The following is a 24,438-nucleotide window of genomic DNA, read 5'->3' as shown; positions in this document are numbered from 1 at the left end:
GTCGCTGTGGCCAACGCCACGGTGCCCGGGGGCGGCCACGGCGGGTGTCGGGGCCCGTAATAAGGTCGCTGCATGTTCGTACCCCTGACCGTGGTGACGGCCGTCGCCGCGCTGCTGCTCGCCGCCTGGTGCGGCTGGGCGGCCTACCGTGACCAGCCGACGAAGGACTGGCACCTCATCGGGGTGGCCGTGGTCAGCCTGCTGGCGCTGGTCCAGCTGGTGGTCGGCATCGTGCAGTTGGCGCGCGGCGAGAAGCCGGAGCAGGGCACGACGATCTTCGTGTCGTATCTGGTGGGCTCGTTCCTGTGCCTCCCGGCGGCCGGGTTCCTGTCGCTGGCGGAGCGCACCCGCTGGGGTTCGGTGACGGTCGCCGCCGCCGGTGTGGTGCTGGCGGTGCTCCAGGTACGGCTCTACGACATCTGGGGAGGCTGAGATGTCCGCGGCGCGGGGCGGCACCCGGCTGATCAGCGGGCCGGGGCTGCTGCTGGTGTGGCTGTACGGGGTGATGGTGGTCGGCGCGGTGTCGCGCTCGGTCTACCAGATCGCCACCGAGTTCGACCGGGCCCCGCTCGCCTACTCGCTGTCGGCGGTGGCGGGGCTGGTCTACGGCTTCATCACCTACACGCTGGTGCGCGGCGGGGAGACGGCCCGGCGGGTCGCGGTCGCCTGCTGCGCCGCCGAGTTGGTGGGCGTCCTGGTGGTCGGCACCTGGACCCTCGCGGACCCGTCCGCGTTCCCCGACGCCACGGTGTGGTCCGACTACGGCATGGGCTACCTGTTCATCCCGGTGCTCCTGCCGCTCTCCGCCCTGTACTGGCTGCGCAGGGCGCGCACGGCGCAGGCCGTCCAGGAGGCGTAGACGCCCAGGACGGCCAGGACGCCTAGGCGGTGGCCGCGTACCTCCCGGCCTGCTTCTCCAGGACGATCATCGGTACGCCGTCGGCGCCCTGCGAGGTGCCCACCGTCTCGTAGCCGACCTTGCGGTACAGGTTGAGATTGCTCTCGCTGCGGTGGCCGGTGTGCAGGCGGAACCTCTTGGCGCCGCGCTGGTCGGCGAGGGCGGACTCGGCCGCGCGCAGCAGCCGGGCGCCGATGCCGTGGCCCTGGAGGCGGGGGTGGACACAGAGCTTGCCGATGGCGGCGGCGCCGTCCTCGGTGATGGTGCCCCGGACCGAGCCCACGACCTCCTCGCCGAGGCGGGCCACGAAGACGCAGTCCTCGGCGACCTCCGCGCGGACCGAGTCGAGGGTCTGCACGAGCGGGTCGATGCGGTAGTTGCCGTACAGCGCGGCCTCGCTCTGGAAGCACAGGTACTGAAGCCGGAAGATCTGCTCGGCGTCCTGGTCGGTCGCCTCGGAGATGGTCACGCTCATGCCCATGTGTGCACGCCTCCCGCTCACCTGTCGCCTTGGGTCCCTCACTCCTATCCCCGTGCTCCCCGTGCCGCAACCTCCGTTGTGAGCAATCGCCGCAGACATCCCAGGCATTTGGAGCGTTCCGGTCCGAGACTGCCCTGTGAGATACCCAACTCCCCCGCGATCTCCCGGTATGTGAGGTCCTTCGGGGACAGCAGCGCGGTCATCAGGCGCGGGCAGCGGCCCGGCAGCCGGCGCACCGCGTCGCGCAGGGCTCGGCGGCGGGCGGCGGCGAGGGCGAGCTGCTCCGGGCCGGCCGCGTGATCGGCGGCGGGCTCACCGTCGTACGGGCTTTCGAGGCGGGTCGTGCGGCGGCAGCGGCGTGCCTCGGAGCGGACGGCGCGGCGGAGCCAGCGCTGCGGGTCGGGCGGTGGGCCGTCCGTGTCGAGCCGTTCCAGCAGGCGCACCCAGACCGCCTGTTCCAGGTCGCCGGGCTCGGTCCCGGCGGCCTGGGCCTCGGCGGAGGCCTCCGCGGCGAGCAGGGGGCGCCAGGTGGAGAGCAGGTCGTCCGTCATGTGCCGGACGACTCGGCCGCCCCGGCGAGGGTTGCCCGGGCGGCCGTGGGTTGCACCCGAACGGGGGTGCCTGGCGTCAGCCGTTGACGAAGTCCTCACGCGCCAGCAGACCGGTGTCGGGGTGGTCGGTGAAGACACCGTCGATACCGGTGGCGAAGTAGGTCCGGTAGGCGCCGAAGACGTCACCGTAGGCGTCGGCGTCGGTGCCCTTGCGGAAGTCGGCGGGCAGGAAGGGGTTCTCGTTGCGCATCGTCCAGGGGTGCAGCCGGAGACCGACCTTGTGCGCGTCGGCGACCAGGGTCGTCGGCCGGGTGAGACGGCCGCCCGCGTCCCTGGGGATGACCAGGTCGAGGGTGGGGCCGATGCCCTGCGCGTAGGAGGCGATCTCGCGCAGGCCCGCGGGCTTGACGAGGTCCGCGACGGTGCGCGGGTCGCCGTTCTCCACGAAGTCGTACGGGCGGGACGTCGGGCCGGACAGCAGCACCACCAGCGGGGTGTCCACCAGCTTGTTGAGGCGCTGGACGCTGGTCGGCTCGAAGGACTGGAGGATGACCGGCGAGTCGAAGCGGTCCTTGCGGTACTTGCGCAGCAGCTTCGCCACCCGCTCCTCCAGGGCCAGGCCCTGGCCGCGGAAGTAGGTGGGGTGCTTCAGCTCGGGGTAGATCCACACCTGCCTGCCGCGCTCGCGGGACTGCTGGTCCTGCCAGCGCAGCACCTCCTCGAAGGTGGGGATCTCCCAGCGGCCGTCGTAGAGGGTGTTGTCCGGGCGGTTGCCCGGGATGCGCTCGACGGCGCGCAGCGTCTTCAGCTCGGCGAGCGTGAAGTCCTCGGTGAACCAGCCGGTGACGGGGGTCCCGTCGAGGGTCTTGGTCCGCTTGCGGTCGGCGAACTCGGGGTGGTCCGCCACGTCCGTGGTGCCGCCGATCTCCGGCTCGTGGCGGCAGACGAGGTGACCGTCCCTGGTGACCACGAGGTCACCCGCCTCGACGATGTGCGCGCCCATGTCCAGGGCCAGTTCGTAGGCGCCGAAGGTGTGCTCGGGGCGGTAGCCGCTGGCGCCGCGGTGGGCGATGATCGTCGGCACCGGCAGACTCTTCAGCCCCCGGCCGCCCCGGCCGCCGTGCCCGCCCTGGCCGCCCGCGGCGGCCCTCGCCGTGCCGGAGAGCCCCAGCACGGCTCCGCCCGCGCCGAGCACGGCGGCGCCCAGCAGGGCCCGCCGCCCGGTGGCGGCCGTCCGCTCGTCCTGTCCGCCCTGGGTGTTCGACTCCTGGTTGGCCATGTGCCCCTCCTGCCGTGCGCCCGGTCGATGCGCGCCGATGGTAGGGGTGCGGTGGTGACGGGCGGGAGGCCCGCGCCGGAACACGGAGGTGACGCTGGATGTCGTATGGGGTCGCATGAGGTCGCGGGCGTCGTCTGAGGGCGAAGGGATGACGGGGCGTCGGCTTCGGGGTGGCGGTGCCGGGTACCCGGACGGCGGTCCGCCCGGCGCGACGTCCGTCACATCGTCGCGGGCGCGTTACGGGCGGCGCACGGCACGCCACCGCAGGTAAACCAGGGTCAACAGTGAGTAAGACATCGGTGAACCGAACGCCCTCGATGTGCGCGGCGCCCGGGCCGCGAGTATCGTCCTCACCTGCACAGACTCATATCGATCCGTTGACACCGGAGGACCCGTTGTCCCGCTTCGCGCTCATCAAGGCAGTGCTCGGCCCGGTCATGCGCCTGATGTTCCGCCCGAGGGTGGAGGGAGCGGAGCACATCCCGGGCGAGGGCCCGGTCATCCTCGCGGGCAACCACCTCACCTTCATCGACTCGATCGTGCTGCCCCTGGTGACCAGGCGGCAGGTCTTCTTCATCGGCAAGGACGAGTACGTCACCGGCAAGGGCCTCAAGGGGCGGCTGATGGCGTGGTTCTTCACCGGGGTCGGCATGATCCCCGTGGACCGGGACGGGGCGAGCGGCGGGGTCGCCGCGCTGATGACCGGGCGTCGGGTGCTGGAGGAGGGGCGGATGTTCGGCATCTACCCCGAGGGCACGCGCTCCCCCGACGGCCGCCTCTACCGGGGGCGGACCGGCATCGCCCGGCTCACGCTGATGACCGGGGCGCCGGTGGTGCCGTTCGCGATGATCGGCACGGACAAGTTGCAGCCGGGCGGGGCGGGGATTCCCCGGCCGGGGCGGGTGACGGTGCGGTTCGGCGAGCCGATGGAGTTCTCCCGGTACGACGGGATGGACCGGGACCGGTATGTGCTGCGGGCGGTGACGGACTCGGTGATGGCCGAGGTGATGCGGCTGTCCGGGCAGGAGTATGTGGACATGTACGCGACCAAGGCGAAGAACGCGGCGTAGGGCTCCGCCGGTTGGGCGGGTGAGGGGCGGGGGCTCGGTTGTCGGCCGGGTGCGGGTTCGTCGTGGCTGGTCGCGCAGTTCCCCGCGCCCCTTAAAGGGCGTTGTCCAGCCATTGGTCACGTAGTAGCCGCCATGCTGCCGCTGACGCCATGAGCAGGACCGTCGCGCCTGCGCCCGCTGCCAGGGTGAGGCCGTCCACGAAGGCCTCACGGGCGGCGTCGAGCATGGTGGCGGAGGTGTGCGCGGGCAGTTGCGCCGCCGCCTCGACCGCGCCGCCCAGGGACTCGTGGGCGGCGGCCGGGGTGCCCTGGGGGGCGGGGAAGCCCCGGTAGACGCCGGTGACGACGGAGCCGAGCAGGGCGATGCCGAGGGCGGCGCCCAGTTCGTAGGCGGTCTCCGAGACGGCGGACGCCGCGCCCGCCTGTTCCTTCGGTACGGCGGTCAGGATGACGTCGGCGGTGACGGTGAAGGAGAACCCGGAACCGACGCCGACGACGAGCAGCGCGGCACCGAGCAGCGGGTAACCGGTGTGCTGGTCGAGCAGGGTCAGCGCGGCCAGCGCCAGGCCGACCGCGGCGAGGCCGCCGGAGACCACGGCCCGAACCGAGTAGCGCCGGGCGGCGTGGCCCGCGACCAGTCCGGCCGCCACCGCGCCGACGGCGGCGGGCAGTTCGGCGAGGCCCGCCTCGAAGGGGCGCCTGCCCTGGACGAGTTGCAGGTACTGCGACAGGAAGAACACCAGCCCGGACATGCCGAGGATGGTCAGCAGGTCGGCGAGGACCGCCCCGCTGAAGCCACGGTGCCGGAACAGCCGCATGTCCAGCAGCGGGGTGGGCAGGGTGAGCTGGCGCCGGACGAAGCCCCAGAGGGCCGCCGCGCCCAGCAGGCCCGCGGCGAGCGGTTCCGCACCGGGGCCGTGGGCGGCGAGTTCCTTGACGCCGTAGACCAGGCCGACCATGCCGACGAGGGACAGGACGACGCTGCGCAGGTCCCAGGGGCCGGGGCCGGGGTTGCGGGACTCGGGCAGCAGCCTGGCGCCGACCACGACCAGGACCGCCATCACGGGCAGGTTGATCAGGAAGACCGAGCCCCACCAGAAGTGCTCCAGGAGCAGGCCGCCCACGATCGGGCCCACGGCGGTACCCGCGGAGGCGGTGGCGCCCCAGATACCGACGGCGAGGCTGCGCTCGCGCGGGTCGTGGAAGAGGTTGCGGATCAGCGCCAGGGTGGCGGGCATCAGGGTGGCGCCCGCGACGCCGAGGAGGGCGCGGGCCAGGATCATCAGCTCGGGGGTGGTGGCGTAGGCGTTGAGGACGGAGAGCGCGCCGAACGCGGTGGCGCCCACCAGCAGGATGCGCTTGCGGCCGATCCGGTCGCCGAGGCTGCCCATGGAGACGAGCAGTCCGGCGATCACGAACGAGTAGACGTCGCCGATCCACAGCAGCTGGGTGCCGGTCGGGGCGAGGTCCTCGGTGATGTACGGGGTGGCGAGGCCGAGGACGGTGGCGTCGACGGCCACCAGCAGCACGGCGAGCACGAGGACGGCGAGCGCGAGCCAGCGGCCCGGGCGCGTCACCGCCTCGGTCGTGTCGGCGTGCCGCGTGGTGCTGGTCATGGTTCCTCTCTTCGGAGTGCGCCGCCGAGCAACAGCTCGACGATCATGTGCTGGAAGTCCTTGGCGGCGATCCGGCCGTCCAGGGCGGCCCAGGCCGCGGAGCCGACGAGGCCGTAGAGCGCCTCGGTGAGCCAGGCCGGGGTGAGGTCGATGCGGAACTCGCCGCTCTCCTGGCCGCGCCGGAACAGCGCGGCGATCCGGGCGTCGAGGCGGGCCCAGCCCTCGTGCTGCTCCTCGCCCTCGAAGAGCTGGTTCTCGGTGACGAGGAAGGCGAGCAGCCCGGCCGCGGGTTCGATCTCGCGCACCAGTCGCCGTACGGCGTCGCCGGCGGGGCCCTCGTCCAGGCGGGCCGCGTCCAGGGCGGTCTCGCACTCGGCGATGCCCAGCGCCTCCAGCGCGCGGACCAGGGCGTCCCGTCCGGCGAAGTGCCGGTGCAGGGTGGCGCGGCTGATCCCGGCGGCCTTGGCGACCTCGTCCATGGTCGCGGTGGCTCTGCGGGTCAGCAGGGCCGCGGCGCTGCGCAGTACGTGGTCTCGATCGACAGCCATGAGACAACCATAACCCAGGTGAGACATAGATGTCTCACACTGGGCATGCGTGACTCAGGCCGTTCTGGTGTGGGGTCGCTCAGTGCCAGGGCAGCCGGCCGCGTCGCTCCCAGTACGCCCCCGGCTCCTGAGCCAGCGTGGCCAGCAGCGCCAGCTGCTCCTGCTCCAGGTCGACGACCGGCGCGTGCAGATTGGAGGCCAGCTGGGTGACGGTGGCGGCGCCGGACAGGACCACACCGGCCCAGGGCTGCCGCAGGACCAGGGCGAGCGCGACGGCGTCACAGCCGAGGGTGGTCTCCTCCGCGACCGACCTCAGGGCGGCGGGGGCGTGTGGTTCGGCGAGCCGCCCGTTGGCCATGGCCTCCTTCACGATCACCGTGAGCCCGGCGTCGTGCGCCTCGGCGAGGGCGGGGGCGGCGGAGGTCTCCAGGGCGTTGTAGGTCGACTGGACGGTACGGAAGAGGGGTTCGCCGCCGACCGTCACCTCCAGCGCGGCGCGGATCGCCTCGGCCTGCGCGGGGCCGCTGGTGGAGAAGCCGACGGTCAGGCCGGAGGCGGCGGCGTCGGCGAGGCGGGCGTGCAGTTCCTTGTCGGTGAGGGCGGGGCTGTCCGGGGTCACCGAGTGGATCTGGTACAGGTCGAGCCGGTCGCCGAGCAGCGCGACGCTCTCGGCGCGCTGCCGCTCGTACGCCGCGAGGCTGTGGTCCTTGACCTCGTGCCGCTCGGCGTCGGTGGTCCAGTCGGCGGTGTAGGTGTAGCCCCACTTGCTGCCGATGACGACGTCGTCGACGTCGGGGCGGTCCTTCAGCCAGTCGGCGAGGAACTCCTCCGAACGGCCGTAGGAGCGGGCGGCGTCGAAGTAGCGCACGCCCTGGGCGTAGGCGGCGTCGAGCAGGTCGTGGGTGCGGGTGCGCAGCGCGTCCTCGCTGCGGTTCTCCCCGAGGTCCTGGTCGCGGCCGAGGTTGATGTAGCCCGGGCGGCCGACGGCCGCCAGGCCCAGGCCGATGTGGCAGGTGGGGGTCGTCGCAGTGGCCAGTCGGGCGAAGGGCATCGCGGGCTCCGTTCGGTCGGCTCGGTTGCGGCCTGGGACCAAAGTAACCCGCGATGACGTTCGCTTCAGGGGGTGGTTCGTGCGGTGGGGTGGCGGGTGCGGAAGCGTGGGGGCGCTGCCCTCAGGGGCGCTTCTTCGCGGTCGCCCACTCGCGCTGGGCCGCCACGTCCGACTTCACCTCCGCCAGTTGCACGGCGACCGCGCTGGGTGCCGTACCGCCCCTGCCGTCGCGGGACGCCAGGGCCCCCGGCACGTTGAGGACCGTACGCACCTCGGGAGTGAGGTGGGCGGAGATCTTCGCGAACTGCTCGTCGGTGAGGTCGGCCAGCTCCTTGTCCTCGGACTCGGCGACCTTGACGCACTCGCCCGCGACCTCGTGCGCGACGCGGAACGGCACGCCCTGCCTGACCAGCCACTCGGCGATGTCGGTGGCGAGGGAGAACCCGGCCGGGGCCAGCTCCTCCATGCGCTCGCGGTGGACGGTGAGGGTGGCCATCATGCCGGTGAAGGCGGGCAGCAGGACCTCCAGCTGGTCGATGGAGTCGAAGACCGGCTCCTTGTCCTCCTGGAGGTCGCGGTTGTAGGCGAGCGGCAGCGCCTTGAGCGTGGCCATCAGGCCGGTCAGGTTGCCGATCAGGCGGCCGGACTTGCCGCGCGCCAGCTCCGCGATGTCCGGGTTCTTCTTCTGCGGCATGATCGAGGAGCCGGTGGAGAAGGCGTCGTGCAGGGTCACGAAGGAGAACTCCTTCGTGTTCCAGATGATGACCTCCTCGGCGATCCGGGAGACGTTCACTCCGATCATCGCGGTGATGAAGGCGAACTCGGCGACGAAGTCGCGGGAGGCCGTGCCGTCGATGGAGTTGGCGGCGGAGCCGTGCTCGAAGCCGAGGTCCTTCGCCACCGCCTCCGGGTCCAGGCCGAGGGAGGAGCCCGCGAGCGCGCCCGAGCCGTAGGGCGACACGGCCGTGCGCTCGTCCCACTGGCGCAGCCGCTCGGCGTCCCGGGACAGGGACTGCACATGGGCGAGGACGTGGTGGGCGAAGAGCACCGGCTGGGCGTGCTGGAGGTGGGTGCGGCCGGGCATGGCCACGTCCGGGTGGGCCTCCGCGAGGCCGACCAGGGCGTCCTGGAGGTCGGCGATCAGACCGCCGATGACGCGGGCGTGGTCCCGCAGGTACATCCGGAAGAGGGTCGCGACCTGGTCGTTGCGGGAGCGGCCCGCGCGCAGCTTGCCGCCGAGGTCCGGGCCGAGCCGCTCCAGCAGGCCGCGCTCCAGGGCGGTGTGCACGTCCTCGTCGGCGATGGTGCCCACGAACTCCCCGGACTCCACGTCCGCCTCGAGCTGGTCGAGCCCGGCGATCATCCGGGTCAGCTCGTCCTCGGTGAGCAGCCCCGCCGTGTGCAGCACGCGCGCGTGGGCACGCGATCCGGCGATGTCGTAGGGAGCGAGCCGCCAGTCGAAGTGGACGGACGCGGACAGCTTGGCCAGGGCCTCGGCGGGACCGTCGGCGAAACGGCCGCCCCAGAGCCGTACGTCACCGCTGTTGCTGCTCACTGCCTGTACTCCTCGAGAGTGGTGATGGAAGGCGCCCCGAAAGGGGCGCGGGGCGGTATCGACATGCGGCTCCGCCGCGTGGGCGCGACCAGCCACTGCGGACCCGCGGTTCCCCGGCCAGAGCGACCGGCCCGTCAGACCAGGTCCCGCTTCGCGGCGATCTTCGACGACAGGCTGTAGATGTCGATGAAGCCCTTGGCGGCGGCCTGGTCGAAGGTGTCGCCGGTGTCGTAGGTGGCGAGGTTGAAGTCGTAGAGCGACGACTCCGAGCGGCGGCCGGTGACGACGGCGCGACCGCCGTGCAGGGTCATCCGGATGTCGCCGTTGACGTGCTGGCTGGCCTCGTCGACGAAGCCGTCCAGGGCGCGCTTGAGCGGGGAGAACCACTGGCCGTCGTAGACCAGCTCGCTCCAGCGCTGCTCCACGCCGCGCTTGTAGCGGGCGAGTTCGCGCTCGACGGTGACGTTCTCCAGCTCCTGGTGGGCGGTGATCAGGGCGATCGCGCCGGGGGCCTCGTAGACCTCGCGGGACTTGATGCCGACGAGGCGGTCCTCGACCATGTCGATCCGGCCGACGCCCTGGGCGCCCGCGCGCTCGTTGAGCTGCTGGATGGCCTGGAGGACGGTGACGGGCTTGCCGTCGATGGCGACCGGGACGCCCTGCTTGAAGGTGATGACCACCTCGTCGGGCTCCCGGGTGACGGCCGGGTTCTGGGTGTACTCGTAGATGTCCTCGATCGGGGCGTTCCAGATGTCCTCCAGGAAGCCGGTCTCGATGGCGCGGCCGAAGACGTTCTGGTCGATCGAGTACGGAGACTTCTTGGTGGTCGCGATCGGCAGGCCCTTCTCCTCGCAGAAGGCGATGGCCTTGTCGCGGGTCATGGCGTAGTCGCGGACCGGGGCGATGCACTTCAGGTCGGGGGCGAGGGCGACGATGCCCGCCTCGAAGCGGACCTGGTCGTTGCCCTTGCCGGTGCAGCCGTGGGCGACGGTGCCGGCGCCGTGCTTCTGGGCGGCGGCGACGAGGTGCTTGACGATCGTCGGCCGGGAGAGGGCGGAGACCAGCGGGTAGCGGTCCATGTAGAGGGCGTTGGCCTTGATCGCGGGGAGGCAGTACTCCTCGGCGAACTCGTCCTTGGCGTCGGCGACCTCGGCCTCGACGGCCCCGCAGGCGAGCGCGCGCTTGCGGATGACGTCCAGGTCCTCGCCGCCCTGGCCGACGTCCACGGCAACGGCGATGACCTCGGCGCCGGTCTCCTCGGCGATCCAGCCGATGGCGACGGAGGTGTCCAGACCGCCTGAGTAGGCGAGTACGACGCGCTCGGTCACGGGTTTCTCCTCACACTGCATTCGCTGACATGCATGAGTATGCAGGAGTCCGCATGGTTCGTCAATCTCCCTCCCCTCACGCCCATCCCCGCCGGATATTTCTTTAGACAAACAAAGGAAAATGTCGAATAATCCTCACCATGGGAAAGACATACGAGCGCATAGACGGCAGACTCCGCGACTTCATCGAGGCGCAGCCCCTCTTCTTCACCGCGACCGCCCCGCTCACCGCCGACGGCACCGTCAACCTCTCCCCCAAGGGCCTCAAGGGCTCCTTCGCCGTGCTCGACGAACGCACCGTCGCCTACCTGGACTTCGCGGGTTCCCACTCCGAGACCGTGGCCCATCTGCGCGAGAACGGGCGGATCACGCTGATGTGGTGCGCCTTCCAGGGCCCCCCGAACATCGTCCGGGTGCACGGCCGCGGCGAGCCGGTCTTCCGCGACGACCCGCGCTTCGCGGACCTCCTCGCCCGCTTCCCCGACATCGACCCGGCCGCGCACGGCCTGCGCGCGATCATCGTCGTCACCGCCGAGCACATCCGCGACAGCTGCGGCTACGCGGTGCCCTACATGGCGTACGAGAGCGACCGCGAACTGCACGCCAAGCGTTTCGCGCGCGAGGACGACACTTCCCTGAGCGCCTACTTCGCCAAGAAGGAACACATCGCCACCAGCATGGACGGCCTGCCCGGGGTGCCCCTGCCGCTCCCGCCGCTCGACCTGTCCTAGCACCCGCACCGCCCGTCCGGAGCAGCCGGGCTGGCGGGGCCGCCACCGGCCGTTAGCGTCGGAGCCATGCGCACCGCCGCCGCCCTCGCGTCCCTGCTGACCTGCGCCGCCCTCCTCGGTGCCGCCCCCGCCGACCGGGGCGCGCTGCCCGGCCGGATGGCCGACACCGGCGGCGGCAGCCAGCTGATCACCGCCGTGGCCCCGACGACGGGCGCCACCACGGGCACGCTCACCTGGTGGGACCTGCGCGACGGACGCTGGACTCGGGCCGGTTCCGCACCGGCCCGCTTCGGCGCGGGCGGCCTCACCGAGGGCGGCACCCGGCGCCAGGGCACCGACACCACCCCCACCGGCCTGTACGACCTGCCGTACGCCTTCGGCATCAAGGAGGCGCCCCCGGGGACCACGTACCCCTACCGGCCGGTGCGGCAGAACTCCTGGTGGTGCCAGGACAACGACTCGCGCGCCTACAACCGCTGGTCCGAGCCGCGCGCCGCGGACTGCCGCGCCACCGAGGCCGAGCACCTCATCTCCTACGGCACCCAGTACGCGCACGCCCTCGTCATCGGCTTCAACTACCGCCAGCCGGTGCGCGGGCGCGGCGCCGGGATCTTCCTGCACGTCGACGGGCGCGGCGCGACGGCCGGCTGTGTGTCGGTGCCCGCGGAGGCGATGCGCCGCGTCCTCACGTGGGTGACGCCCGCGCGGCGGCCGCACATCGCGGTGGGCACCGCCGACGGCGCCACCGCGATCACCCGCTACTGAACCGGCGCCGCTGAACACCGGGGCCGTCCCGCACGTATCTCTGGGCCGAGGGACCACGACACTCCCCCCGTCCCCCGCCCCGGAGGAACCGTGACCACCACGCTCGCCAGCGGCCGCGCCGCACGGCGCCAGACGATGCGCCGCATCCGCCCGCGCCGCAATCCCGCCGTACCGCTGCTGCTGGCCCTGTGGACCGGCGCGGGCGGGGTGTTGTGGCTGTGGTGGCACAACACCCCGTCCGTTGCCGACCGGACGGCGCAGGTGCTGGGCGCCGGCCGGATCACGGGACTGCTCGCCGGGTACCTGATGGCGCTGGTCGTGCTCCAGATGGCCCGGGTGCCCGCGCTGGAACGGCGGGTGGGCTCCGACCGGGTGGCCCGCTGGCACGCGATGACCGGCCGCTACACGCTCTGCCTGGTCATCGCGCACGTCTTCCTCATCACCTGGGCCTACGCCCTCCAGGCGGGCAAGGACCTCGGCTATCTGGTGCAGCAGTTCATCGACCTGGTGACCCAGTTCCCGGACATGGGGAAGGCCGCGATCGGCACCGCACTGCTGCTGTTCATCGGCCTGGTCTCGATCGGCGGCATCCGCCGCAGGATGCCGTACGACGCCTGGTACCACATCCATGTGCTCATGTACGCGGCGGTGTTCCTGACGTTCTGGCACCAGATCGCCGTCGGCAACGAGTTCGCCGTCGAACCCCTCGCGAAGACCTTCTGGTACGGGCTGTACGGCACGGTCACCGCGCTGGTCCTCTGGTACCGGATCATCACCCCGCTCCGGCTCAACCTGCGCCACCGGATGCGGGTCGAGGCGGTGATCGAGGAGACGCCGGGGATCGTGTCGGTGCTCATCAGCGGGCGGAAGCTGCACCGGATGGGCGCGGAGGCGGGCCAGTTCTTCCGATGGCGGTTCCTCGCGCCGGGCATGCGGTTCAGCTCCCACCCGTACTCGCTGTCGGCGGCGCCCCGCCCCGGCATGCTGCGGATCACCGTCAAGGCGATCGGCGACCACAGCACCCGGCTGCGCGACCTGGAGCCCGGCACCCGGGTCTGGGCCGAGGGCCCCTACGGCGCGCTCACCGCCGCCCGGCGCAGCCGCGGCAAGGTGCTGCTGGTCGCGGGCGGCGTCGGCATCACCCCGATGCGGGCCCTGTTCGAGACCCTGCCCGGCGCCTCCGGTGACATCACCCTCCTCTACCGCGCCAACAGCACCCACGACCTCGCCCTGTGGGACGAGCTGGCCGCGATCGCGGACGAGCGGGGCGCCCGGCTGATGTACGCGGTCAACAGCCCGGACGGGGAACGCCCGGACATCTCCGCGGAGTCCCTGCGCCGGAAGATCCCCGACGTCGAACGCCACGACGTCTTCCTGTGCGGGCCGCCCGGCTTCGCGCAGTCGGTGTACGAGGCCCTGCGCGGCGCCGGTGTCCCGGCCCGCCGTATCCATCACGAGTCGTTCGAGATGTGAGCGACGGGCACCCCTCGACGACGTCCCCCGCACCCTTCGCGCACCCAGGAGCCAAGCAACGATGAGGAAGAGCCACCCGATCCGGCGTGTCGTGCTCACCACCGCCGCCACCGTGTCCGGGATCGTGCTGCTGCTGACGCTGAAACCGGGCGGCGATCCGGGCTCCGCGTCCGCGGCGAACGACGCGGCGCCCCAGCAGACCTCGGCCGCCCAGTCACCGCAGGGCGGCACGGGGGCCACGGGTCCTCGCACGATCGACGGGAGCGTGGCCAAGACCCAGTACGGGCCCGTGCAGGTCCGCATCACCGTCGAGGGCGGACGCATCATCCAGGCCGAAGCCGTCCAGGCACCCAGCGGCGGCAAGAGCACCGAGGTCACCGCCGACGCCGTACCCAAACTCAACCAGGCCGCCGTCACCGCCGGAACCGCCGACATCGACGCCGTGTCAGGAGCCACCTACACCAGCGGCGGATACAAGGAATCCCTGCAATCGGCAGTGGACCAGGCCGGTGGCTGAGCCGGTGGCCGAGCCCGCACCAGCTCCCGCCGCGGTGCGTCACGTGGAGGAGGCGATGGGGACCGTCTTCTCCTTCGACGTCCGCGGCGGGGACCCCGGCGCCCTGCGCCCGGCCCTCAGCGCGGCGGTCGCCGGGCTGCACGAGGCCGACGCCGTCTTCAGCACCTACCGCGAGGACAGTCAGGTGTCCCGGCTGGCGCGCGGTGAACTGACCGTCGAGGAGTGCGCTCCCGAGGTCCGCGAGGTGCTGGAGCTGGGCGCCGAGGCGGAACGGGTGAGCGACGGCTGGTTCAGCATGTCCTTCGAGGGGCGGCTCGACCCCACCGGGATCGTCAAGGGCTGGGCGGTCGAACGGGCGGCGCGGCAGCTGGCGGCGGGCGGGGCGAGCGGGGTCAACCTCAACGGCGGCGGCGACGTCCAGCTGCTCGGCACGCCCGGCGTGCGGCGGCCCTGGCGGGTCGGGGTGGCGGACCCGCTGCGGCCGGGCGGTCTCGCGGCGGTGGTCTCCGCCGCCGGGGCCGGCGAACTGGCCGTCGCCACCTCCGGGTCCGCCGAGCGGGGCGCCCATGTCGTCGATCCGCGCACGGGCCGCTCCGCGGTGACCGACCTGGTGGCCGTGACCGTGGTCGCGCCCCGGCTCACCTGGGCGGACTGCTGGGCCACGGCGGCCTTCGCGATGGGTTCGCGGGCGGGGCTCGCCTGGCTGGAGTCGCTGGACGGGGTGGAGGCGCTGCTGATCACCGCGGGCGACGAGGTGCGCTGCACCCGGGGGCTGGCCGCCTGGCTCGGGTGACCGTTCACACCCGGGCGTCAGGCGCGGGCGCTGAGGCGGTGCGCGCTCGCAGGATGCCCTCGACGCCGCGCAGGAAGGTCTCGGAGACCAGTTCGGGGTCGGAGAGGCAGCCCGCGGCCATGGCACCGTCGCGGAGCATGACGTAGTGGCGGCCGTCGGCGTCGGCCGGTGCGTCGCCGACCCGGGCCAGCAACCGTGTGACGGTCTCCTGGAACCACTGCCGGTGGGCCAGGACGGCCTGGTGGATCGGGTGGGCCGGGTCGGGGTATTCGGCCGCCGCGTTGAGGAAGGCGCAGCCGCGGAATCCCGGGGAGCGGATGCCCGCGGTGATGGACCGGCTGACGGCCCGGACCTTGTCGGCCGCCGACCGCTCGCTCTCCTCGGCCGCCTCGACCTGCGCGCGGATCTCCCGGTCGGCGAGGCCGAGGTAGGCGAGGACCAGCTCTTCCTTGCCCGTGAAGTGGCGGTACAGGGTGGCGCGGGTGACCTGCGCCTCGGCGATGATCCGGTCGACGCCGACGGAGTGGATGCCCTCCGCGTAGAAGATCCTCGTCGCCGTGCCGAGCAGCCGCGATCGCGCTTCCGACGTGCTGTTTCCCTTAGTGCTCTGGCCCATGCGCCCAGGCTACCGAACCATGAGGGAGAACGATCGGTCTTGACAGGGCACACCCGCCTCCCCTTGGATGCGAGGTAGACCGAACGTTCTCCCTCATCGTTTCGCACAGCTGGAAGGCACCCCATGGACACCCTTGCCGCCACCACCCCCACCACCGGCGCCCCCGCGGCGGCAGCCCTGCGCAAGCTCTACCTCGTGCGCTTCGGGTTCGCCGCCGGATGGGCCGCCCTGCTCTTCGCGACCGCCTCGTCCCTGGGCCCGTTGAGCGCGACGCTGCTGGTGGTCTACCCGCTGTTCGACGTGGCCTGCGCCGTGGTCGACGTCAGGTCCGCCAAGGTCAGCGGCGGTCCGGTCCGCGGCCTGTACGCCAACATCGCGCTCAGTGCCGCCACCGGCGTCGGCCTGGCCGTCGCCGCCGCCTCCGGCATCCCGGCCGTGCTGCGGGTCTGGGGCGTCTGGGCCGTCACCGCGGGCCTGGTGCAGCTCGTCGTCGGCTTCGCCCGGCGCCGGCTGGGCGGCCAGTGGGCGATGATCGCCAGCGGCGCCATCTCCACCCTCGCCGGCGCGTCCTTCTTCGCCCAGGCGGGCAAGGACGACGCCGCCCTGACCTCCCTCGCGGGCTATGCCTTCCTGGGCGGCGTCTTCTTCCTCATCTCGGCCGTCCGCCTGGGCCGAGCCACGCAGAAGGCGTAACCGTCCCGGCCCAGGGGCGCGGGGAACTGCGCGACCAGCCACGACGCCCCGCACCCGGCAACGGCGAAAGCCTCAGTGCCCGTGCCCGTTCTGAGCCAGCCGCAGCAGATGGTCCGCCAGCGCCTGCCCACCCCCCGGGTCCCGGCTGATCAGCAGCAACGTGTCGTCACCGGCGATCGTCCCCAGGATGTCGTGCAGCTCCGCCTGGTCGATCGCCGAGGCGAGGAACTGCGCCGCCCCCGGAGGGGTCCGCAGGACCACGAGGTTGGCCGACGCCTCGGCGGAGATCAGCAGCTCCTGCGAGAGCCGCCGCATCCGCTCCTCCTTCGCCGACTCCCCCAGCGGCGCCCGGGGCGTGCGGAAACCACCCTCGCTGGGGACCGCGTAGATGAGGTCGCCGTCGTTGTTGCGGATCTTGACGGCGTTCAGCTCGTCGAGGTCCCGGGAGAGCGTCGCCTGGGTGACGCTCAGCCCGTCGTCGGCGAGGAGTTTCGCCAACTGGCTCTGTGAGCGCACCGGTTGCCGGTTGAGGATGTCCACGATCCGGCGGTGGCGTGCCGTGCGGGTCTGTGGCACGGCGGGCCCGTGGTCCTGCGCCTGGCTCATCGTCGTCTCATTCTCCGGATCGTCCGTCCCCGTGCACGGCGTCGAGGATGCCGGGCAGCGCCTGAAGAAGCGCGTCCACTTCGTCGTCCCCGAGGTTCAGCGGTGGCATCAGCCGTACGACATCGGGGGCGGGCGCGTTCACCAGGAGGCCGGCGTCCTGAGCCGCCTGCTGCACCTGTGGTGCGAGCGGTTCGGTGAGCACGATACCCAGGAGCAGACCCGCGCCCCGGACATGGCTGATCAACGCATGGTTCAGCGACTCGATACCGTCGCGCAACGTCTCGCCCTGCCGCTTGACGTTCTCCAGCAGCCCGTCCTTCGCGATGGTGTCGAGGACGGCGAGTCCGGCGGCGCAGGCGACCGGGTTGCCGCCGAAGGTGGTGCCGTGGTGGCCGGGCCCCAGCAGTTCCGCGGCCCGCCCGAAGGCGACCGTGGCGCCCAGCGGCAGCCCGCCGCCGAGGCCCTTGGCGAGGGTGACGACATCGGGCAGGACACCCTCGTGCGCCTGGTACTCGAACCAGTGCCCGGTCCGGCCGACACCGGTCTGCACCTCGTCGAGGACCAGCAGCGCGCCGGTGGCCGCGGTGATGGCGCGGGCTGCCTTGAGGTAGTCGGCGGGCGGCACGACGACGCCGTTCTCGCCCTGCACCGGCTCGATGATCACCAGCGCGGTCTCCTCGGTGACCGCCGCCGCCAGTGCCTTGGCGTCGCCGTACGGCACATGGGTGACGTCACCGGGCAGCGGCAGGAACGGCTCCTGCTTGCCGGGCTGGCCGGTCAGGGCGAGGGCGCCCATGGTGCGGCCGTGGAAGCCGCCCCGGGTGGCGACCATGTGGGGCCGCCCGGTCAGCCGTCCGATCTTGAAGGCGCCCTCGTTGGCCTCGGCGCCCGAGTTGCAGAAGTACACCTTGCCGTCGCGGCCGAAGAGTTCCAGGAGCCGTTCGGCGAGGGCGACGGGCGGTTCGGCGACGAAGAGGTTGGAGACATGGCCGAGGGAGGCGATCTGGTTGCTGACCGCCTCGACGACGGCCGGGTGGGCGTGGCCGAGCGCGTTGACGGCGATGCCGCCAACGTAGTCGAGGTACTCCTTGCCGTCGGCGTCCCACAGCCGGGTGCCCGCGCCGCGGACCAGGGGCAGCCGGGGGGTGCCGTAGTTGTTCATGAGCGCGCCCTGCCACCGCTGGGTCAGCTCCTGGTTGGCGGTCATGCCTGGTCCCCCTGTTTCTCGTCCGGCACGACCATCGTGCCGATCCCTTCGTCCGTGAAGATCTCCAGCAGGATCGAGTGCTGGACCCGGCCGTCGATGACGCGGGCGGTAGTGACGCCGTTGCGTACGGCGTGCAGACAGCCCTGCATCTTCGGCACCATGCCCGAGGACAGGTCGGGCAGCAGTCGCTCCAGTTGGGTGGCGGTGAGGCGGCTGATCACCTCGTCGCTGTGCGGCCAGTCCTCGTAGAGGCCCTCGACGTCGGTGAGGACCATGAGGATCTCGGCGCCCAGCGCAGCAGCGAGTGCCGCAGCCGCCGTATCAGCATTGACGTTGTAGACATGTCCGTCGTCCTGGGAGCGGGCGATCGAGGAGACGACCGGGATACGGCCGTCGGCGAGCAGCGCCTCGATGGCGCCGGTGTCGATCTCGGTGATCTCACCGACCCGGCCGATGTCGATCAGCTCGCCGTCGATCTCGGGCTGGTGCCGGGTGGCGGTGATGGTGTGCGCGTCCTCGCCGGTGAGGCCGACGGCGAGCGGGCCGTGCTGGTTGAGCAGCCCGACCAGTTCGCGCTGGACCTGCCCGGCCAGCACCATCCGTACGACGTCCATGGCGTCCTCGGTGGTGACGCGCAGGCCCGCCTTGAACTCGCTGACGATGCCGTGCCGGTCGAGGGCTGCGCTGATCTGCGGGCCGCCGCCGTGCACGACGACGGGCTTGAGCCCGGCGTGCCGCAGGAAGACGACGTCCTGGGCGAAGGCCGCCTTCAGTTCCTCGTTCACCATGGCGTTGCCGCCGAACTTGATGACGACGGTCCTGCCGTGGTGGCGGGTGAGCCACGGCAGCGCCTCGATGAGGATCTGGGCCTTGGGGAGCGCGGTGTGCTTCCGCGTCGGAGTGCTCATGAGCTGTAGGCGCTGTTCTCGTGGACGTAGTCGGCGGTCAGGTCGTTGGTCCAGATGGTGGCGGTTTCTTCCCCGGCGGCGAGGTCGGCCACGATGTGCACCTCGCGGTAGCGCATGTCGACCCGCTCGCGGTCCTCGCCCACGGAGCCGTTCTTGCAGACCCAGACGCCGTTGATGGCGACGTTGAGCCGGTCGGGCTCGAAGGCGGCTCTGGTGGTGCCGATGGCCGACAGCACCCGGCCCCAGTTGGGGTCCTCGCCGTGGATGGCGCACTTGAGGAGGTTGTTGCGGGCGATGGAGCGGCCCACCTCGACGGCGTCGTCCTCGGTGGCGGCGCCCACCACCTCGACCTTGATGTCCTTGCTGGCGCCCTCGGCGTCCCGGATCAGCTGCTGGCCGAGGTCGTCGCAGACCTCCCGTACGGCGTCGGCGAACTCGGCGTACCCGGGGGTGGCCCCGGAGGCGCCGGAGGCGAGCAGCAGCACGGTGTCGTTGGTGGACATGCAGCCGTCGGAGTCGACGCGGTCGAAGGTGACCCGGGTGGCGTCGCGCAGCGCCCGGTCGAGGGTGGCGCTGTCAAGGTCGGCATCGGTGGTGAGGACGACGAGCATGGTGGCGAGGCCGGGGGCGAGCATGCCCGCGCCCTTGGCCATGCCGCCGACGGTCCAGCCGCCCCTGGTGGCGACGGCCGTCTTGTGGACGGTGTCGGTGGTCTTGATGGCGACGGCGGCCCGGGCACCGCCGTGCTCGGAGAGCTGGGCGGCGGCGGTCTCGACGCCGGGGAGCAGCTTGTCCATGGGGAGCAGGACGCCGATCAGGCCGGTGGAGCAGACGGCTACCTCACCCGCGCCGATGTCCAGCACCTCGGCGGCCTTCTCGGCGGTGGCGTGGGTGTCCTGGAAGCCCTTGGGGCCGGTGCAGGCGTTGGCGCCGCCGGAGTTGAGGACGACGGCGGTCAGCTCACCGCTCTTGAGGACCTGCTCGGACCACAGCACGGGTGCGGCCTTGACACGGTTGGAGGTGAAGACGCCCGCGGCGGCGCGGCGGGGCCCGGTGTTGACCACGAGGGCCAGGTCCGGTTGGCCGTTCTCCTTGATCCCGGCGGCGACCCCGGCCGCCGTGAACCCCTGTGCTGCCGTAACGCTCACGGCGCGACTCCGATCGTGGAAAGTCCCAGTCCCTCGGGGAGGCCGAGGGCCAGGTTCATGCTCTGCACGGCACCGCCGGCGGTGCCCTTGGTCAGGTTGTCGATGGCGCTGATCGCGATGATGCGACGCGTGGCGGCGTCGTACGCGACCTGCACCTGAACGGCGTTGGAACCGTGGACGGACGCCGTGGCGGGCCACTGTCCCTCGGGGAGGAGGTGGACGAACGGCTCGTCGGCGTAGGCCTTGTCGTAGGCGGCGCGTACGGTCCCGGCGGTCACGCCCTCCTTCGCGGCGGCCGTGCAGGTGGCGAGGATGCCGCGGGGCATCGGCGCGAGGGTGGGGGTGAAGGAGACGGCGACCCGCTGGCCCGCCGCCGCGCTGAGGTTCTGGATCATCTCGGGCGTGTGCCGGTGGCCGCCGCCGACGCCGTACGGCGACATGGAGCCCATGACCTCGCTGCCGAGCAGGTGCGGCTTGGGCGCCTTGCCCGCGCCGGAGGTGCCGGAGGCGGCGACGATCACGGCCTCGGGCTCGGCCAGGCCCGCGGTGTACGCCGGGTACAGGGCGAGGGAGACGGCCGTGGGGTAGCAGCCGGGTACCGCGACGCGCTTGGACCCCTCCAGCGCGGCGCGGGCACCCGGCAGTTCGGGGAGCCCGTAGGGCCAGGTCCCGGCGTGCGGGGAGCCGTAGAACGCCTCCCAGTCGGAGGCGTCCTCGAGGCGGAAGTCGGCGCCCATGTCGACGACGAGGACGTCCGGTCCGAGTTGCTCGGCGACGGCGGCGGACTGTCCGTGGGGCAGCGCGAGGAAGACCACGTCGTGCCCGGCGAGCACCTCGGCGGTGGTCCCCTCAAGGACCCGGTCGGCCAGCGGCAGCAGGTGCGGCTGGAGCGCGCCGAGCCGCTGTCCGGCGTTGGAGTTGCCGGTCAGGGCGCCGATCTCCACCTCGGGGTGCGCGAGGAGCAGACGCAGCAGCTCACCGCCCGCGTATCCGCTCGCCCCGGCCACTGCCGCACGTACCGTCATCGAAGAATCCTCCTCCTGGATGGCATGACTATACGTATCGCTGCACGTTTATGCAATGTATCCGCATGACCGGATCGGACCACGGCGATCGGGTACCGCCGGGGCGCCCACTGCCAGGGTTGGAGCCGAAAGGAGGCCGCATGATCTCGGCACTCAACCGGCTCGTCGATCTCGTCGAGGAGCACCTCACCGAGGAACTCGACGTCGACGGGCTGGCCCGGGCGCTCGGCACGACCGAGTACCACCTGCGCCGGATGTTCTCCTCGCTGGCCGGTATGCCGCTGTCGGAGTACGTGCGGCGGCGCCGTATGACCGTCGCCGCCGCCGACGTCGTCCGGGGCGAGGGGGACCTGCTGGGCATCGCCGTCCGGTACGGGTACGGCTCGGCCGAGGCGTTCGGACGCGCGTTCCGGTCGGTCCACGGCGCCGGTCCCGGCGAGGTGCGCCGTGCCGGGGGCCCCTTGCGCACACAACCGCAGCTCAGGTTCCGCCTGACCGTCGAAGGGAGCATCCCCATGGACACCCGCCTCGTCGACCGCCCCGCGTTCCGGCTGGCCGGACACGCTGCCCGGGTCCCGCTCGTCCACGAGGGCGTCAACCCGCACATCCAGGAGCACATCGCCGCGCTGCCGCAGGAGGAGCACCTGCGGCTGAAGGCCCTCGGCGATACCGAACCCCGGGGCCTGCTCCAGGTCAGCGACGACGTCGACCCCGACGCCCGGGAGGGCACCGAACTGACCTATCTGCACGGGGTCGCCCTCGGCCGGGACACGCCGGTCCCCGACAACCTCGACGTCATCGACGTACGGGCCGGGACGTGGGCGGTCTTCCGCACCAGCGGACCCCACCCCCGGGCCCTGCAGACGGCCTGGGCGGCGACCGCGACCGAGTGGTTCCCCTCCAACCCGTGGCGGCTGCGGCCGGGCCCCTCGATCGTCGCGGTCCTGGACCGCGCGGCCGACTTCACCACCGCCACCTGCGAGCTGTGGCTCCCCGTCGAACCGGGGTGACGCGCCCGGAGGCACCCGCACGGGCGTGCGGGTGCCTCCGGGCGCCGCGGCTATCGCCGGGCGATCCTGAGGAAGGTCACCGAGTTCGCCGGGAAGGTGTACGTGAACTTCTTCGCCACGCCGGTGAGCGTGGACGTCACCGGGGTGACCGGGGTGTCGGTCTCGGTGTTCACGTCGTCCGGCCCGGCGGCCAGGGTGGTGACCCGTGCCCGGGAGGCCACCCTGGCGCCGCCCAGGTCGACGGCGGTGCGCGCGGCGACGGACTGGGCGTTGACGACCTTGACGATCAGGTCGCCGGTGCGGTCGTCCTCGGTGACGACCTGGCGGAACGGCTCGGCGGGCTTGTCGTCGGTGAAGCTGCCCCACAGCTCGCCGTCGAGGTGGAGGCTGACCTGACGGCCGCGGACCTGGATGTCGATGTCGTAGGCGCGGCCGGTCTCGACGGAGTGCGGCTTGGCGAGCAGGGTGGACTTCCCGCCGTCCACGGCCTGTTCCACGGCTGACTGGGTGTTGTTCCAGCCGCCGAGGTTCCACCAGTAGTAGTTGCCGGTGTCCTTGACGCCGAAGGCGACGAGGAAGCCCTCGTTGCCGGACTTCTTGGTGGCCCTCACATGCAGGTCGTAGTCGTGCCAGGCGGGGTCGCCCGCGGTGACCATGGTGTTCTCGGCGGCGGTGTCGGTCTGGACGTACTCACCGTCCCGGACGGTCCAGCTGCCGGTGCCGGTGTGGGTCCACCGCGAGGCGTCGCCGGAGAAGTCGTCGGTGAGGAGGGGGGTGCCGTCCGCCGCGGTGACCCGCACGTCGTCGTACGCCGCGCTGGTCGCCCAGGTGGACAGGCCGACCGCGCCGGTGACCGGGCCGCTGACGTCGGGGGTGGTGGTCGCGGTGGACGGGACGACGCGGTCGCCGACGTTGGTCATGAACAGCTTCTGGACCTCGTAGCTGGCCGAGCCCCAGGAGGCGCGGTTGTTGAACCAGATCATGTCGGGGCGCCACTGCACGTAGTCCTCGTTGGCGAGCAGCGGGGCGTAGGAGGCGAGCTTGACGACGTCGGCGTTGCGTTCCAGGCCGGTCATGAAGGCGGCTTCGGCGAGGGCGTTCTTGAAGGCGTTGCCCTGGGAGGCGTACTCGCCGAGGAAGACCTGGGGGCCGCCGCGGTCGTAGTCGTCGTAGCGGTCGTTGTTCTGGAGGAACCACTGGGGGCTGTTGTAATAGTGCTCGTCGACCATCTCCACGCCGGTGTCCCGGTTGAGCTGCCAGAGGCGGTCGAAGGTGGTGCCGGTGTCGTCGGGGCCGGAGTTGGAGACGACCGTGATGTCCGGGTACTCGGCCTCGATCGCGGCGCGGAACTTCTGGAAGCGGGCGAAGAACGCGTCGGGCAGGTTCTCCTCGTTGCCGACGGCGAGGTGGGTGAGGCGGAAGGGCTTGGGGTGGCCCATCTCGGCGCGCACCTTGCCCCAGGTCGAGGTCGCCGGGCCGTTCGCGAACTCGATCAGGTCGAGGGTGTCCTGGATGTGGCGCTGGAGCAGGGCCTCGTCGTCGGTGGCGCGGTTCTGGCCGCAGCCGGTGACCAGGGCGGGGACGACGGGCAGCGGCATGGCGCCGATGTCCTCGGCGAAGCGGAAGTACTCGTAGTAGCCGAGGCCGTAGCTCTGGTTGTAGCCCCAGAAGTTGGCGTTGGTGGCGCGTTCCTCGACGGGGCCGATGGTGTCCTTCCACTGGTAGGAGCGCTTGCGCTGCCAGCCGGAGGCCTCGCTGTAGTCCTCCATCGAGCCGGTGTTGACCAGGCAGCCGCCGGGGAAGCGGACGAAGGCGGGGTCGAGCGCCTCGATCTTCTCCGCGAGGTCCCTGCGCAGGCCGTTGGACTGGTTCTTGTAGGTGTCGCGCGGGAAGAGCGAGACCATGTCGAGCGCCGCGTCGGTGGTGGTGCCGACGGCGAGGCGGCCTCGGTTGCTGGTGCGGGTCGCGGTGAAGGTGGCGGTGTACTTGGTCCAGTCGCCCCGGACGGCGACCTGGCGGGTGCTCGCCAGGGTGCCGGCGGCGTCCCGCAGGGCGACGGTGAGCGTGCCGGGGCCCGGGGTGCGGGCCCAGACGGAGAAGTCGTAGCGCTTGCCCGCCTCGACGCGGATGCCGGTGTTGTAGCCCGCGTTGGCGACGGAGGAACCGGCGGTCAGAAAGAGGTAGTTGCGGTTGCGGTCGTTGAGCCGCCCGCCGTCGTCCACGACCTTCGCGGTGCCGTCGACGGTCCAGGAGGTCAGCGGGGTGTAGGAGCCGTTGTCGGCGGTGGAGTACTCGAAGGACCGGTTCTGCACGAGTTCGGCGTAGAGACCGCCGTCGGCGGCCCGGTTGATGTCCTCGAAGAAGACGCCGTACATCGTGTCGTCGATCTCCGCGCCCCGGGCGGACGGGTCGACGGTGATCGTGTAGTCGGTGACGGCCTCGGCGTGCGCGGGCGCCGGGGCGACCACGGCGGTGGCCACCAGACAGGCGGTGGCGGTGAGGCCGAGTCTCCAGCGGGAGCGGGCGGCGCGGGGGCGCGTGGTGGTGCGTGACATGGATACTCCGCGGCT

Annotated in this window: 25 protein-coding genes; 10 read left to right on the top strand and 15 right to left on the bottom strand. The window is 71.9% G+C overall.

Annotated elements, in window-relative coordinates:
• The first annotated feature begins 72 nt into the window (after window positions 1-72).
• Together KBY47_RS18915 and KBY47_RS18910 are read left to right on the top strand one after the other, a co-directional pair.
• A complete protein-coding gene (locus KBY47_RS18915) occupies window positions 73-432 on the top strand; it encodes a hypothetical protein (RefSeq protein WP_210922340.1) in 360 nt (119 codons plus the stop codon).
• 1 nt (window position 433) lies between these two features.
• Complete coding sequence (locus tag KBY47_RS18910) at window positions 434-859, top strand: hypothetical protein (RefSeq protein WP_210922339.1); 426 nt, start codon at window positions 434-436, stop codon at window positions 857-859.
• A 22-nt stretch (window positions 860-881) separates the two neighbouring features.
• Here the strand turns inward: KBY47_RS18910 and KBY47_RS18905 are convergent, their stop codons facing one another.
• The 3 genes from KBY47_RS18905 to KBY47_RS18895 all read right to left on the bottom strand — a co-directional run bounded on the left by KBY47_RS18905 (window position 882) and on the right by KBY47_RS18895 (window position 3,209).
• Complete coding sequence (locus KBY47_RS18905; protein WP_210922338.1) at window positions 882-1,379, bottom strand: GNAT family N-acetyltransferase; 498 nt, start codon at window positions 1,377-1,379, stop codon at window positions 882-884.
• A 44-nt stretch (window positions 1,380-1,423) separates the two neighbouring features.
• Entirely contained in the window at window positions 1,424-1,930 is a 507-nt protein-coding gene (locus tag KBY47_RS18900) for an RNA polymerase sigma factor (protein WP_210922337.1), read from the bottom strand.
• A 76-nt stretch (window positions 1,931-2,006) separates the two neighbouring features.
• Window positions 2,007-3,209, bottom strand: a complete 1,203-nt coding sequence (locus tag KBY47_RS18895) for a glycerophosphodiester phosphodiesterase (protein ID WP_210922336.1) — start codon at window positions 3,207-3,209, stop codon at window positions 2,007-2,009.
• Window positions 3,210-3,604: 395 nt separating this feature from the next.
• Here KBY47_RS18895 and KBY47_RS18890 point away from each other — a divergent pair, with 395 nt between their 5' ends.
• Window positions 3,605-4,279 carry a 1-acyl-sn-glycerol-3-phosphate acyltransferase gene (locus KBY47_RS18890; RefSeq protein WP_210922335.1) on the top strand — a complete coding sequence of 225 codons (675 nt, stop codon included), beginning with the start codon at window positions 3,605-3,607 and terminating at the stop codon, window positions 4,277-4,279.
• A gap of 91 nt (window positions 4,280-4,370) precedes the next feature.
• Here KBY47_RS18890 and KBY47_RS18885 read toward each other — a convergent pair whose 3' ends face one another.
• From KBY47_RS18885 to KBY47_RS18865, 5 genes are all read right to left on the bottom strand, one after another.
• Window positions 4,371-5,894: an MFS transporter gene (locus tag KBY47_RS18885; protein WP_210922334.1), complete on the bottom strand. Its 1,524-nt coding sequence runs from the start codon at window positions 5,892-5,894 to the stop codon at window positions 4,371-4,373.
• Window positions 5,891-6,442 carry a TetR/AcrR family transcriptional regulator gene (locus KBY47_RS18880; protein WP_247694901.1) on the bottom strand — a complete coding sequence of 184 codons (552 nt, stop codon included), beginning with the start codon at window positions 6,440-6,442 and terminating at the stop codon, window positions 5,891-5,893. The genes KBY47_RS18885 and KBY47_RS18880 overlap by 4 nt, the downstream gene beginning before the upstream one ends.
• 79 nt (window positions 6,443-6,521) lie before the next feature.
• Entirely contained in the window at window positions 6,522-7,493 is a 972-nt protein-coding gene (locus tag KBY47_RS18875; protein ID WP_210922332.1) for an aldo/keto reductase, read from the bottom strand.
• Between the two features lie 121 nt (window positions 7,494-7,614).
• Window positions 7,615-9,048 (bottom strand): argininosuccinate lyase, encoded by a 1,434-nt coding sequence (argH, locus tag KBY47_RS18870; RefSeq protein WP_210922331.1) that lies wholly within the window; start codon window positions 9,046-9,048, stop codon window positions 7,615-7,617.
• 134 nt (window positions 9,049-9,182) lie between these two features.
• Window positions 9,183-10,376, bottom strand: a complete 1,194-nt coding sequence (locus KBY47_RS18865) for an argininosuccinate synthase (RefSeq protein ID WP_210922330.1) — start codon at window positions 10,374-10,376, stop codon at window positions 9,183-9,185.
• Window positions 10,377-10,516: 140 nt separating this feature from the next.
• Here KBY47_RS18865 and KBY47_RS18860 point away from each other — a divergent pair, with 140 nt between their 5' ends.
• The 5 genes from KBY47_RS18860 (at window position 10,517) to KBY47_RS18840 (ending at window position 14,655) form a co-directional block, all read left to right on the top strand.
• On the top strand, window positions 10,517-11,107 hold the full coding sequence (locus KBY47_RS18860; protein ID WP_210922329.1) for a pyridoxamine 5'-phosphate oxidase family protein: 591 nt from the start codon (window positions 10,517-10,519) through the stop codon (window positions 11,105-11,107).
• A 66-nt stretch (window positions 11,108-11,173) separates the two neighbouring features.
• A complete protein-coding gene (locus KBY47_RS18855; RefSeq protein WP_210922328.1) occupies window positions 11,174-11,872 on the top strand; it encodes a L,D-transpeptidase in 699 nt (232 codons plus the stop codon).
• Between the two features lie 90 nt (window positions 11,873-11,962).
• On the top strand, window positions 11,963-13,345 hold the full coding sequence (locus KBY47_RS18850; protein ID WP_210922327.1) for a ferric reductase-like transmembrane domain-containing protein: 1,383 nt from the start codon (window positions 11,963-11,965) through the stop codon (window positions 13,343-13,345).
• A 61-nt stretch (window positions 13,346-13,406) separates the two neighbouring features.
• On the top strand, window positions 13,407-13,862 hold the full coding sequence (locus tag KBY47_RS18845) for an FMN-binding protein (RefSeq protein ID WP_210922326.1): 456 nt from the start codon (window positions 13,407-13,409) through the stop codon (window positions 13,860-13,862).
• 55 nt (window positions 13,863-13,917) lie between these two features.
• The gene (locus tag KBY47_RS18840) at window positions 13,918-14,655 is read left to right on the top strand and encodes an FAD:protein FMN transferase (protein ID WP_247694926.1); all 738 of its coding nucleotides are present in this window, start codon (window positions 13,918-13,920) and stop codon (window positions 14,653-14,655) included.
• Between the two features lie 4 nt (window positions 14,656-14,659).
• On the opposite strand, the gene KBY47_RS18835 is transcribed toward KBY47_RS18840, so the two are convergent.
• Entirely contained in the window at window positions 14,660-15,271 is a 612-nt protein-coding gene (locus KBY47_RS18835; protein ID WP_210922325.1) for a TetR/AcrR family transcriptional regulator, read from the bottom strand.
• 123 nt (window positions 15,272-15,394) lie between these two features.
• On the opposite strand from KBY47_RS18835, the gene KBY47_RS18830 reads away from it, so the two are divergent.
• On the top strand, window positions 15,395-15,964 hold the full coding sequence (locus KBY47_RS18830) for a hypothetical protein (RefSeq protein ID WP_210922324.1): 570 nt from the start codon (window positions 15,395-15,397) through the stop codon (window positions 15,962-15,964).
• 72 nt (window positions 15,965-16,036) lie between these two features.
• On the opposite strand, the gene KBY47_RS18825 is transcribed toward KBY47_RS18830, so the two are convergent.
• Genes KBY47_RS18825 through argC form a run of 5 tightly spaced genes read right to left on the bottom strand, consistent with a single transcriptional unit; the run spans window position 16,037 to window position 20,858 of the window.
• A complete protein-coding gene (locus tag KBY47_RS18825) occupies window positions 16,037-16,570 on the bottom strand; it encodes an arginine repressor (RefSeq protein WP_210922323.1) in 534 nt (177 codons plus the stop codon).
• Window positions 16,571-16,577: 7 nt separating this feature from the next.
• On the bottom strand, window positions 16,578-17,777 hold the full coding sequence (locus KBY47_RS18820) for an acetylornithine transaminase (RefSeq protein ID WP_210922322.1): 1,200 nt from the start codon (window positions 17,775-17,777) through the stop codon (window positions 16,578-16,580).
• The gene (gene argB, locus KBY47_RS18815; RefSeq protein WP_210922321.1) at window positions 17,774-18,685 is read right to left on the bottom strand and encodes an acetylglutamate kinase; all 912 of its coding nucleotides are present in this window, start codon (window positions 18,683-18,685) and stop codon (window positions 17,774-17,776) included. The genes KBY47_RS18820 and argB overlap by 4 nt, the downstream gene beginning before the upstream one ends.
• Window positions 18,682-19,833: a bifunctional glutamate N-acetyltransferase/amino-acid acetyltransferase ArgJ gene (gene argJ / locus KBY47_RS18810; protein ID WP_210922320.1), complete on the bottom strand. Its 1,152-nt coding sequence runs from the start codon at window positions 19,831-19,833 to the stop codon at window positions 18,682-18,684. Before argJ ends, argB begins: the two co-directional genes overlap by 4 nt.
• Window positions 19,830-20,858, bottom strand: a complete 1,029-nt coding sequence (gene argC, locus KBY47_RS18805; protein WP_210922319.1) for an N-acetyl-gamma-glutamyl-phosphate reductase — start codon at window positions 20,856-20,858, stop codon at window positions 19,830-19,832. The genes argJ and argC overlap by 4 nt, the downstream gene beginning before the upstream one ends.
• A 140-nt stretch (window positions 20,859-20,998) precedes the next feature.
• Here argC and KBY47_RS18800 point away from each other — a divergent pair, with 140 nt between their 5' ends.
• Window positions 20,999-21,868 (top strand): AraC family transcriptional regulator, encoded by an 870-nt coding sequence (locus KBY47_RS18800; protein WP_210922318.1) that lies wholly within the window; start codon window positions 20,999-21,001, stop codon window positions 21,866-21,868.
• Between the two features lie 50 nt (window positions 21,869-21,918).
• On the opposite strand, the gene KBY47_RS18795 is transcribed toward KBY47_RS18800, so the two are convergent.
• On the bottom strand, window positions 21,919-24,423 hold the full coding sequence (locus KBY47_RS18795; RefSeq protein WP_210922317.1) for an alpha-L-arabinofuranosidase C-terminal domain-containing protein: 2,505 nt from the start codon (window positions 24,421-24,423) through the stop codon (window positions 21,919-21,921).
• Window positions 24,424-24,438 lie beyond the last annotated feature (15 nt).

It is taken from the genome of Streptomyces sp. B93, assembly GCF_018070565.1.
Taxonomy (GTDB): domain Bacteria; phylum Actinomycetota; class Actinomycetes; order Streptomycetales; family Streptomycetaceae; genus Streptomyces.
The sequence above is the reverse complement of the archived record's forward strand: the minus strand, read 5'-3'. Positions and strand labels throughout refer to the sequence as shown.

Excerpts from the sequence above, each read along its gene's own strand:
- KBY47_RS18915 (WP_210922340.1), top strand. The coding sequence starts at position 73 with ATGTTCGTACCCCTGACCGTGGTGACGGCCGTCGCCGCGCTGCTGCTC.
- KBY47_RS18910 (WP_210922339.1), top strand. The coding sequence starts at position 434 with ATGTCCGCGGCGCGGGGCGGCACCCGGCTGATCAGCGGGCCGGGGCTG.
- KBY47_RS18905 (WP_210922338.1), bottom strand. The coding sequence starts at position 1,379 with ATGGGCATGAGCGTGACCATCTCCGAGGCGACCGACCAGGACGCCGAG.
- KBY47_RS18900 (WP_210922337.1), bottom strand. The coding sequence starts at position 1,930 with ATGACGGACGACCTGCTCTCCACCTGGCGCCCCCTGCTCGCCGCGGAG.
- KBY47_RS18895 (WP_210922336.1), bottom strand. The coding sequence starts at position 3,209 with ATGGCCAACCAGGAGTCGAACACCCAGGGCGGACAGGACGAGCGGACG.
- KBY47_RS18885 (WP_210922334.1), bottom strand. The coding sequence starts at position 5,894 with ATGACCAGCACCACGCGGCACGCCGACACGACCGAGGCGGTGACGCGC.
- KBY47_RS18880 (WP_247694901.1), bottom strand. The coding sequence starts at position 6,442 with ATGGCTGTCGATCGAGACCACGTACTGCGCAGCGCCGCGGCCCTGCTG.
- KBY47_RS18875 (WP_210922332.1), bottom strand. The coding sequence starts at position 7,493 with ATGCCCTTCGCCCGACTGGCCACTGCGACGACCCCCACCTGCCACATC.
- KBY47_RS18860 (WP_210922329.1), top strand. The coding sequence starts at position 10,517 with ATGGGAAAGACATACGAGCGCATAGACGGCAGACTCCGCGACTTCATC.
- KBY47_RS18855 (WP_210922328.1), top strand. The coding sequence starts at position 11,174 with ATGCGCACCGCCGCCGCCCTCGCGTCCCTGCTGACCTGCGCCGCCCTC.
- KBY47_RS18845 (WP_210922326.1), top strand. The coding sequence starts at position 13,407 with ATGAGGAAGAGCCACCCGATCCGGCGTGTCGTGCTCACCACCGCCGCC.
- KBY47_RS18840 (WP_247694926.1), top strand. The coding sequence starts at position 13,918 with ATGGGGACCGTCTTCTCCTTCGACGTCCGCGGCGGGGACCCCGGCGCC.
- KBY47_RS18835 (WP_210922325.1), bottom strand. The coding sequence starts at position 15,271 with ATGGGCCAGAGCACTAAGGGAAACAGCACGTCGGAAGCGCGATCGCGG.
- KBY47_RS18830 (WP_210922324.1), top strand. The coding sequence starts at position 15,395 with ATGGACACCCTTGCCGCCACCACCCCCACCACCGGCGCCCCCGCGGCG.
- KBY47_RS18825 (WP_210922323.1), bottom strand. The coding sequence starts at position 16,570 with ATGAGCCAGGCGCAGGACCACGGGCCCGCCGTGCCACAGACCCGCACG.
- KBY47_RS18820 (WP_210922322.1), bottom strand. The coding sequence starts at position 17,777 with ATGACCGCCAACCAGGAGCTGACCCAGCGGTGGCAGGGCGCGCTCATG.
- argB (WP_210922321.1), bottom strand. The coding sequence starts at position 18,685 with ATGAGCACTCCGACGCGGAAGCACACCGCGCTCCCCAAGGCCCAGATC.
- argC (WP_210922319.1), bottom strand. The coding sequence starts at position 20,858 with ATGACGGTACGTGCGGCAGTGGCCGGGGCGAGCGGATACGCGGGCGGT.
- KBY47_RS18800 (WP_210922318.1), top strand. The coding sequence starts at position 20,999 with ATGATCTCGGCACTCAACCGGCTCGTCGATCTCGTCGAGGAGCACCTC.
- KBY47_RS18795 (WP_210922317.1), bottom strand. The coding sequence starts at position 24,423 with ATGTCACGCACCACCACGCGCCCCCGCGCCGCCCGCTCCCGCTGGAGA.